Here is a 7,563-nt window from a genome sequence, read left to right on the forward strand (position 1 = left end):
ACGGTACGCCGTCCCAGGCGTACCTGTTTCCGGTCAGTTCACCTCAACGAGGCCTCAGCGGGGGTCAGAGTCCTCCTGAACCACCGACTGCGCCGCCGCCGCAGCAGCACTTCCCGGACGCTTACGAGCCACCCAACCCTCGATATTCCGCTGCTGGCCACGGGCCACGGCCAGCGCACCGGGCGGCACATCCTTGGTGATCACGGACCCGGCAGCCGTATAGGCACCGTCCCCGATCGTGACGGGCGCCACAAACATGTTGTCCGAACCCGTCTTGCAGTGCGAGCCGACCGTCGTGTGGTGCTTGTGCTCACCGTCGTAGTTCACGAACACACTCGCCGCGCCGATGTTCGTGTACTCACCGATCGTCGCATCGCCCACGTAGGACAGGTGAGGCACCTTGGTGCCCTCACCGATCGTCGCGTTCTTCATCTCCACGTACGTGCCGGCCTTCGCCTTCAGACCCAGGTTCGTCCCCGGACGAAGGTACGCGAACGGCCCGACCGAAGCGGACTCACCGATGACGGCCGAATCCGCCACCGCGTTGTCCACCCGCGCCCCCGGACCCACCGAAGTGTCCTTGAGCCGGGTGTTCGGGCCGACCTCGGCCCCCTCGGCAATGTGCGTGGCACCCAACAGCTGGGTCCCCGGGTGGATGATCGCGTCCTGACCGAAGGTCACCGTCACATCGACGAACGTGCTCGCCGGATCGACCACCGTCACACCGGCCAGCATCGCGCTCTCCAGCAGGCGCGCGTTCAGCAGCGCCCGCGCCTCGGCCAGCTGGACGCGGTTGTTGATCCCGAGGATCTGCCGGTGATCGCCACCGACCGCCGCACCGACCCGGTGACCGGCCTCGCGCAGGATGCCCAGCACATCGGTGAGGTACTCCTCGCCCTGACTGTTGTCCGTACGCACCTTGCCGAGCGCATCGGCCAGCAGGGCCCCGTCGAACGCGAAGACCCCGGAGTTGATCTCCCGGATGGCACGCTGCGCGTCGGTGGCGTCCTTGTGCTCGACGATGGCGGTGACCGCGCCGCTGGCGTCCCGGACGATCCGCCCGTAACCGGTGGAGTCCGGCACCTCGGCGGTGAGCACGGTGACGGCGTTCCCGTCGGCCTCGTGGGTCGCCGCGAGCTGCTTGAGGGTCTCGCCGGTCAGCAGCGGGGTGTCGCCGCACACGACGATCACGGTCCCGTCGACGACCCCGCCGAGCTCTTCGAGGGCCATGCGGACGGCGTGGCCGGTGCCGTTCTGCTCGTACTGGACGGCCGTACGGACGTCCGCGTCGATCGCGGCGAGGTGCGCGGTGACCTGCTCACGGGCGTGGCCGACGACGACCACGAGGTGTTCGGGGTCCAGCTCGCGCGAGGCGGCGACGACGTGACCGACGAGCGAGCGCCCGCAGATCTCGTGCAGAACCTTGGGAGTGGCCGACTTCATGCGGGTGCCTTCACCCGCTGCGAGTACGACGACGGCTGCCGGGCGGTTGGCGCTCACGGGTGTGCCCTTCGGCTTCGGGGGTGGACCCGTGAAGGATACCGGGGGGCCGGGGGCCCGAAACGAGGCCGGGTCCCGACCAGGTGGTCAGGACCCGAACTGTGAAGCTCCCGGGGCAGGAGTCGAACCTGCGTCGTACCCACATTCAAAGTGTGGTCGCCCCTGCCGACAGAGCAACCCGGGATTGGCCGCCGCCAGCCTACGCGTTTCTGCGGCGCGCCTCCACTGCCATGCGGGACCACCACCCCTCGATTCGGCGATAAAGCTCGGCGCTGTCCATCACGCCGATCACCAGACAACCCCGGTAGCCCTCGCCCACGTTCTTGCGGACCGTCTTTGGATTGTGCTTCTTGAGCGTCGTCCGTTGAAGCTGCGCGTGATCCACTCGTGCCTGGTCAGCCCAGTAGTGCTCGGCGCCCAGGACGTCGGCCGACTCGTGGATCATCACCCTGTACCGGATGCGCTCCGGCTCGACCCCGAGGAGGTCGAGCCAGGCCAAGAAGACCTGGATCATGTCCGGGTCGCTGTTGACGAAGATCACTCGCTCGCGTCGGGCGTACGGCTTGCTCTTCTGGCCTTCCGCCCAATAGAGGCCGACGCCCGCAAGGAACAGCTCCCGGTCCGAGAGGGCCCCGATTTCTGCCGCGGCCTCCCGCTTGGTGCGCTGCCGTTCCTCGTCGCGCACCTCCAGGGTGCGTTCCCATCCGCGTTTGGCGATGGCCGAGGCCTCTTCCGGGGAGCGTCGGCGGTCCGGTTTGGGGAGGTCGCGGACCCAGAGGGAGATCGAACTCTTGGAGCAGCCCAGCTCGACCTGGATCTCGTCGTAGGTCATGCCCTGGAGGCGGAGTTCGCGGGCCTTGGCGCGGAGGTCGTCCTTCGCGTTCGGGCGCTTCGTCCATGTGGGTGGTGGCTCGCCCTTCACGAGGCTGTTGAGGAGGTTGTTGTTGTGGACGCCCAGGCGGTCGCGGATCTGGCGCAGGCTGAGGCCCTCGCGGCGGAGGGATATCGCCTGCTCGCGGAGGGATTCGAAGGTCGTGGTTCCGGTGCGGAGGCCGCCGGTGCCGTCGCCGGGGCGACGTCGGATTTCGGTCATGTCGCCAATGTCGTCCGGAATGCGGTATTCAGGTCTCGGTGAGCGGACGATTCAGTCGTACGTGCGATTACCCGGGGTTTGCGGGAATTCCGGAGGCGGGTGTGCTGGGGGCGCTGCGTACGCTGGTCGGCATGACCAGTACGGGGGAAGAGCAGGGCCGCGCTGGGTCGCCTTGGTGGTGGGGGCGGCGGCGGGATGCCGTGTGGGACGTGGGGATCGCGGCGGTGTCCGCCGTCGAGTGTGCGTGGGAGGGGGTGCCCTTCGCGCGCGAGGCGGGGATTCCGCCGGTGCTCGGGGTGCTGTTCGGGCTCGTGGTGGGGTCGGTGCTCGTGTTGCGGCGGCGCTGGCCGATCGCGGTGGTGCTGGTCGGGATCGCCGTGACGCCGGCCCTGATGGGTTTCGTGCTCGGGGTGGTGGGCCTGTACACGCTCGCCGCCTGTGAGGTGCCCCGGCGGATCACCGCGACGCTGACGTCGATGTCCCTGGCCGCGACCTTCGTGGTGATGTACGTGCGGACCCGCGCGGACGTGGAGGCCAGTACGACGCTCGTGATCACGCTGTCCGTGTTCATGGCGGTGGCGCTGACCGTGCCGCCGGTGCTGCTGGGCCTGTACATAGGGGCGCGGCGTCGGCTGATGGAGAGCCTTCAGGAGCGGGCGGATTCGTTGGAGCGGGAGTTGTCGCTGCTCGCGGACCGGGCGGAGGAGCGGGCCGAGTGGGCCCGTACGGAGGAGCGGACCCGGATCGCGCGGGAGATGCACGATGTGGTGGCGCACCGGGTGTCGTTGATGGTGGTGCATGCGGCGGCGGTGCAGGCGGTGGCGGTGAAGGATCCCGTGAAGGCGGCGAAGAACGCGGCGCTGGTGGGGGACATGGGGCGTCAGGCGTTGACGGAGTTGCGCGAGATGCTCGGGGTGCTGCGGGCGGAGTCGCCGAAGGCGGTGGTGCCGGTTGCGCCGGTGGCTGTGGTGGGGAGCTTGGAGGACGGGCCTTCGCTCGATGCGCTGGAGGCGTTGGTGGGGCAGTCGCGGGCGGCGGGGATGGTGGTGGAGCTGGACGTGCGGGGTGCGGGTGTGGGTGCGGCGTATGCGGCGGAGGTGGAGCAGACGGCGTACCGGGTGGTGCAGGAGGCGCTGACCAACTGCCACAAGCACGCGCCGGGTGCGAGGGTCGTGGTGAGGCTGGCGCACCGGGAGGGTGAGGTGGCCATGCAGGTGGAGAACGGGCCCTGTGGGGTGGATGTGGTCCAGCCCGGGCTGCCGAGCGGTGGGAACGGGCTCGTCGGCATGCGTGAGCGGGTTCTCGGGCTCGGCGGGGTGTTCGTCTCCGGGCCGACGGACGGGGGCGGCTTCAAGGTGTCGGCGGTTCTGCCGGGCGCCCCGCGGCAGGCGTAGGCGTGGCGCGCGCTGTGGCGGGTGGGAGGGGTGGGTTCCGGGTGGGGTCCGGGGTGGTGGTCGTCGGGGTTACGGGGCCGTGGTGAGGCGGGTGGGCTGGAGGCCCGTGAGCAGGAGGGTCAGGGCTTCGTCCACGCCGGCGCCGAGGTACCAGTCGCCCGTGTGGTCGATGCCGTAGACCCGGCCCTCGCGGTCGATGGCGAGGTGTGCGCCTCCCGCTGCTGCTGCGGGGAGGTGTCCGCGGTCGGCCTCGATGCCGAGGGGGCAGAGTTCGGTGGACAGGGCGCGGCCGAGGTCGGCGAAGGTGCGGGCCAGGTGGAGGCCGGTGAGTGGGTCGAGGTGTACGGGGGCGGGTGCGATCTGGCGGCCGGGGCCGGGTGCGGTGATGGTGAGGCCGCCGAATTCGGCCCAGGCTTCGACGGCGGCGGGGAAGACGGTGTGTCGGTGTCCGGCGGGGGTGGTGTGGTCGCGCAGGGCGTCGGCCCAGAATTCGGCCTGCTTGATGTCCCAGCGGCCGGGTTCCCAGCCGGCGGTGCGCAGGGCCGTGTCGACGGCGGTGGGGAAGCGGGTGGCCGAGGAGCGGTCGTAGGAGGCGGAGGAGGCGGAGGAGGCGGAGGTGGTCATGGTGGTGGGGGTCAGGCCTTTTCTGACGCGGGGGTGAGGTCGACGGCGCGTACGCCGAAGTGGGCGAGGAGGGCTTCGCAGGAGCGGCAGGGGGGTGCGTAGCTGCCGTGTAGCGGGTCGCCGGCCTCGCGGATGTGGCGGGCGGTGATCTTGGAGTTCTTCAGGGCGCGGCGGGCTTCGCTGGCGGTGAGGGGTTTGCGGGAGGCGCGTCGGCTGCGGGCGCCTTCTACGGCGGCGAGGTGGCGGGAGAGCAGGATCGCTTCGGGGCAGCGGCCGGTGAAGCGTTCGCGTTGGCCGCTGGTGAGGGTGTCGAGGAAGTCCTGCACGAGGGGGTGCAGTGTGGGTGGCTGGTCGGCCTTGCCGGCGGTGCCGGTGAGGGTTTCGCCGCGTACGGAGAGGGCGGCGGCGACGGTGGGGAGGATGCCGTCGCGGCGGAAGCGCAGGGTGGGTGTGGTGGTTCGGCCGTCGGTGCTGCTCCAGCGCAGCCGGGGGTCGCCGGTCTGGCTGCCGGGCTGATGGCCCGTCTCCGGGGTGCCGTCGGCGGTGCTTGTGCGTGTCGCCGTGTTCTGCATGTCGCGTCTTCCCTCCCGTGGCGGCGGTGGTGGCCGCTGTCGCGCACGCCCCCGTACTGGGGGGACAGCCTGTCAAATGTCCCCTGTCGCGTGGAAGCGGGGTCGAATATTCGTATCAATTCGGATGTTCCTGGCCCTTGTGCGGGTGCGTGGCCGGCGGGCGGGTGGGGCTCTTGCCGGAGCACATAGGCTGTGGTGAACCAGCCAGATCCAGCAGGGGGCTACCGCCATGACGACAGGTCGGCTCGGGCAGCAGGCCGCGCCACCCAACGCCGCGTATTCGGGGCAGGTTGTGCATTTCCCGGACCCGGTCCGGGCCGCTCGGCATCCCCACGGCGTACGGATGGACGGCGACGGACATCCTGACTTCTCGCCGTACGCGCGTGCGGCGGTGGAGATCGCCGAGCCTCCGGAGGGGTTCGGTGTGGACGAGTTGCGGCTGACGGACTACGTGTCGGCGAACGCGGCGATGCGGGCTTCCGGTCATGCGTTGTGGGACACGGTCGGTCCGGTGAACACGCCGCACGGTTGGACGTGGCACCACGTGGCGAAGTCGCGGCGGATGGAGCTTGTTCCGGTCGAGGTGAAGGCGCTGCTGCGGCATCACGCGGGGTTGGCGACGGCGCCGGTGGACCACGGCAAGCGCGGGACGCGGCCGTTGCAGGAGGTGCGTCCGGTGCACTTGGGGTTGCCGAAGTCCGTGGTGTCGGTGTCCGAGGAGTCGGTCCAGGGCGTCGAGGAGGACTTGGGCTACCGGCTGCCCGAGGCGTACCGCGCGTTCTTGAAGGCGGCGGGTGGTTGTGCGCCGGTGGGCGCTGGGCTCGACGTGGACCTGGGTGTGTTGGTGGACCAGCCCTTCTTCACGGTGCGTGAGGAGGCGGCGGTCAACGACCTCGTGTACGTCAACAAGTGTTTGAGGGACCACCTGACGAAGGACTACCTGTGCGTGGCGTTCGTGCAGGGCGGTCTGCTCGCGGTGAAGGTGAAGGGCGAGGCGATCGGCTCGGTGTGGTTCTCGCCGTACGACGACGCGCGTGACCGGGACGGTTGGTCGGTGCAGGAGCGCGTGGAGCGGCTGTTGCTGCCGTGCGGTGCCGATTTCGATGCCTTTCTCGAACGGTTGGCGGGTAGTCCTCCGGAGTTGGAGACGGTGGCCGGTCTGATGGTGGACGGCGGATTCGCGCGTTCGGTTCCGGTGTCGGGTGCGGCACCACTGGAGGGGTGACGGCGCGATGGTGACGTTTGCGCAGGCGCAGGAGCGCGCCGAGGAGTGGATCAACGGGGGCGTTCCCGCGTACCAGCACCGGGAGGTGCGCGTGCGGGAGTTCGGGCTCGGTTTCGTGGTGTGGGCGGAGGACCGTGCGGCGGGTCCGGTGTCGGGTGGTGGCCGGCAGCGGCTGGTCATCGCGCGGGACAGTGGTGAGGTGACGTTGTGGCCGGGGCTGCCGGTGGGTGAGGTGATCCGTCGGTACGAGGAGGAGTACGGGGTCGCGGCGGCGCCGGTGGCGGAGGCTTCGGTGCCGGCGCCGAGGATCGACTCGGAGCAGACGTCGTTCATGTTGAGTCCGCCGGAGTGGTTGCAGGAGGCGGCGGACCGGGCGGGGATTCCACGGGCGCCTGCGCCGGAGGCTGCCGCGTCTGGGGCGGTTTCGGAGCCGGTGGTTCCGGCTGGGCAGGGCCCGGCTCCCGTTCGGGCCGCCGCGCCGGCGCAGCCCGCCGCGTCGGAACCGGTGGAGGCCGTGCCGCTGCGCCGTGAGGTGCCGTACGAGCCGACGGCCAACGACGGGGTGCCGGTCGGGGCCACGCCGTGGGCCGGGACCGATGTGAACCCCGGTGCCGGTGCCGACGACGCGTCCGTACCGCTGCCTGCGACGGTGTTCGCGCCGCCGCTGTCGGGGTCGGACCTGGAGGACGTGACGCCGCCGCCCGGGCCGGGCTCGGAGGCGAAGACCACGTTGATGGCCGGGGGCAGCCAGCTCCCGAAGACCGCGATCGCGCCGGGGCTGAGCCTGGGTGCCGATGGTGCGGTGGACGCGCATGCCCTGGCCGATGCGCCGACGGGCAAGGCCCGGGCTTCCCGGCCGGGGGCGTCGCCGGTGGCGCCCCCGGGCCCGGCCGGTGCACCTGGTGGGCCCGGTGCTCCTGGTGCTCCTGGTGTGGGTCAGCCGCCTGCGCCGCCTGGTCCGCCGGGTGCTCCGGGTTCGTTGGGGCGTGGGTTGGATCATGCTGCGACGATGTTGGCGGGTCCGGCTGTGACGGGTCAGCCGCCGGCTCCTCCTGGTCCGCCTGGTGCTCCTGGTGTGGGTCAGCCGCCTGCGCCGCCTGGTCCGCCGGGTGCTCCGGGTTCGTTGGGGCGTGGGTTGGATCATGCTGCGACGAT

The 7,563-nt window shown here is 70.7% G+C and carries 6 protein-coding genes, 1 tRNA gene and 1 pseudogene; 3 read left to right on the plus strand and 5 right to left on the minus strand.

What is annotated here, in order from left to right; genetic code table 11:
• Positions 1–54 precede the first annotated feature (54 nt).
• The 3 genes from glmU to ABZZ20_RS26465 form a co-directional block, all read right to left on the minus strand.
• A complete protein-coding gene (gene glmU, locus ABZZ20_RS26455; RefSeq protein ID WP_356873661.1) occupies positions 55–1,500 on the minus strand; it encodes a bifunctional UDP-N-acetylglucosamine diphosphorylase/glucosamine-1-phosphate N-acetyltransferase GlmU in 1,446 nt (481 codons plus the stop codon).
• A gap of 107 nt (positions 1,501–1,607) precedes the next feature.
• Positions 1,608–1,684: transfer RNA gene (locus tag ABZZ20_RS26460), tRNA-Gln, on the minus strand.
• Between the two features lie 15 nt (positions 1,685–1,699).
• Positions 1,700–2,593: a hypothetical protein gene (locus ABZZ20_RS26465; RefSeq protein WP_356873663.1), complete on the minus strand. Its 894-nt coding sequence runs from the start codon at positions 2,591–2,593 to the stop codon at positions 1,700–1,702.
• 131 nt (positions 2,594–2,724) lie between these two features.
• Here ABZZ20_RS26465 and ABZZ20_RS26470 point away from each other — a divergent pair, with 131 nt between their 5' ends.
• Positions 2,725–3,987, plus strand: a complete 1,263-nt coding sequence (locus ABZZ20_RS26470) for a histidine kinase (RefSeq protein ID WP_356873665.1) — start codon at positions 2,725–2,727, stop codon at positions 3,985–3,987.
• Between the two features lie 69 nt (positions 3,988–4,056).
• Here ABZZ20_RS26470 and ABZZ20_RS26475 read toward each other — a convergent pair whose 3' ends face one another.
• Together ABZZ20_RS26475 and ABZZ20_RS26480 are read right to left on the minus strand one after the other, a co-directional pair.
• The gene (locus ABZZ20_RS26475) at positions 4,057–4,611 is read right to left on the minus strand and encodes an SUKH-3 domain-containing protein (protein WP_356873667.1); all 555 of its coding nucleotides are present in this window, start codon (positions 4,609–4,611) and stop codon (positions 4,057–4,059) included.
• A gap of 11 nt (positions 4,612–4,622) precedes the next feature.
• The gene (locus tag ABZZ20_RS26480; RefSeq protein WP_356873669.1) at positions 4,623–5,183 is read right to left on the minus strand and encodes a YwqJ-related putative deaminase; all 561 of its coding nucleotides are present in this window, start codon (positions 5,181–5,183) and stop codon (positions 4,623–4,625) included.
• A gap of 229 nt (positions 5,184–5,412) precedes the next feature.
• On the opposite strand from ABZZ20_RS26480, the gene ABZZ20_RS26485 reads away from it, so the two are divergent.
• Both ABZZ20_RS26485 and ABZZ20_RS26490 read left to right on the plus strand, forming a co-directional pair.
• Positions 5,413–6,408: an SMI1/KNR4 family protein gene (locus tag ABZZ20_RS26485; RefSeq protein WP_356873671.1), complete on the plus strand. Its 996-nt coding sequence runs from the start codon at positions 5,413–5,415 to the stop codon at positions 6,406–6,408.
• Positions 6,409–6,415: 7 nt separating this feature from the next.
• Positions 6,416–7,563: pseudogene (locus ABZZ20_RS26490) on the plus strand (hypothetical protein); the annotation flags it as partial.

Origin of the sequence: Streptomyces sp. NPDC006430, assembly GCF_040612395.1 — a bacterium.
Lineage (GTDB): Bacteria > Actinomycetota > Actinomycetes > Streptomycetales > Streptomycetaceae > Streptomyces.

What these genes read in the sequence shown, in the direction of transcription:
- ABZZ20_RS26465 (WP_356873663.1), bottom strand. Translation starts at nt 2,593, where the DNA reads ATGACCGAAATCCGACGTCGCCCCGGCGACGGCACCGGCGGCCTCCGC.
- ABZZ20_RS26470 (WP_356873665.1), top strand. Translation starts at nt 2,725, where the DNA reads ATGACCAGTACGGGGGAAGAGCAGGGCCGCGCTGGGTCGCCTTGGTGG.
- ABZZ20_RS26475 (WP_356873667.1), bottom strand. Translation starts at nt 4,611, where the DNA reads ATGACCACCTCCGCCTCCTCCGCCTCCTCCGCCTCCTACGACCGCTCC.
- ABZZ20_RS26480 (WP_356873669.1), bottom strand. Translation starts at nt 5,183, where the DNA reads ATGCAGAACACGGCGACACGCACAAGCACCGCCGACGGCACCCCGGAG.
- ABZZ20_RS26485 (WP_356873671.1), top strand. Translation starts at nt 5,413, where the DNA reads ATGACGACAGGTCGGCTCGGGCAGCAGGCCGCGCCACCCAACGCCGCG.